We start from the raw sequence: 1,202 nt of genomic DNA, 5'->3' as shown, positions 1-1,202 counted from the left end.
GTCCGCTGCACTGCGGACACTGGCACGGTCTATGCATAGAGCCAGTCATCGCTAATTTGCCCACGTGGAGAAACCATGACCCGCGCAGCCATCAAGACCCTGGGCCTGGAGCAGGACGGCCACCAGGCGCGTCCGATCGTCTCGCTCACCCCAACCCTGTAACCCCAGCGGGCGCCCGGGGCGCCCCTTCACGGAGGATCCGAACATGAAAATGGTGACTGCCATCATCANCCACGTGGAGAAACCATGACCCGCGCAGCCATCAAGACCCTGGGCCTGGAGCAGGACGGCCACCAGGCGCGTCCGATCGTCTCGCTCACCCCAACCCTGTAACCCCAGCGGGCGCCCGGGGCGCCCCTTCACGGAGGATCCGAACATGAAAATGGTGACTGCCATCATCAAGCCCTTCAAGCTCGACGAGGTGAGGGAAGCACTGTCCGACATCGGCGTGCAAGGCATCACGGTGACCGAGGTCAAGGGCTTTGGCCGGCAAAAGGGCCACACCGAGCTGTACCGCGGCGCCGAGTACGTGGTCGACTTCCTGCCCAAGGTGAAGATCGAAGCGGCCATTGCCGACGACCTGGTCGAGCGCGCCGTCGAGGCCATCGAGGCCACCGCGCGCACCGGCAAGATCGGCGACGGCAAGATTTTCGTGACCCACCTGGAGCAGGTGGTGCGCATACGCACCGGCGAAACCGGCCAGGACGCCCTGTAAACCCCTTCACCGAACGCGAGAGATTGCCATGAACAAACGACTTGCCTGCTTCGCTCTGGGGCTGGGCCTGCTGGCCGCCGGCCCGCTGGCCTGGGCCCAGGCCCCCACGCCCAAGCTCGACTCGGGCGACACCGCCTGGATGCTGACGTCCACCCTGCTGGTGATCCTGATGGTCATCCCCGGCCTGGCGCTGTTCTACGGCGGCCTGGGACGCGCCAAGAACATGCTGTCGGTGCTGGTGCAGGTGTTCGTGATCTTCGCGCTCGTCACCGTGCTGTGGGCCATTTATGGCTACAGCCTGGCGTTCGGCGGCGAGGGCCTGTTCTTCGCCGGCTTGGACAAGGTCTTTCTCAAGGGCATTGCGCAGGACACCTTGTCCGGCGCGCTGCCCACCATTCCCGAATACGTGTTCGTGGCCTTCCAGTCGACGTTCGCGGCCATCACCGTGGCGCTGATCGTGGGCTCGTTCGCCGAGCGTGCCAAGTTC

General features: G+C 64.9%; 1 protein-coding gene and 1 pseudogene. Both read left to right on the top strand.

Going from position 1 to position 1,202, the window contains the following annotated elements:
• The first annotated feature begins 376 nt into the window (after positions 1–376).
• Positions 377–715 (top strand): P-II family nitrogen regulator, encoded by a 339-nt coding sequence (glnK, locus tag QZH66_RS16470; protein WP_305806953.1) that lies wholly within the window; start codon positions 377–379, stop codon positions 713–715.
• 28 nt (positions 716–743) lie between these two features.
• Positions 744–1,202: pseudogene (locus QZH66_RS16465) on the top strand (ammonia channel protein); the annotation flags it as partial.

The organism is Stenotrophomonas sp. YIM B06876, assembly GCF_030711595.1.
Classification (GTDB): domain Bacteria; phylum Pseudomonadota; class Gammaproteobacteria; order Xanthomonadales; family Xanthomonadaceae; genus Stenotrophomonas.
Note: the sequence above shows the minus strand (reverse complement) of the source record. Positions and strands in the feature narration are given on the sequence as shown.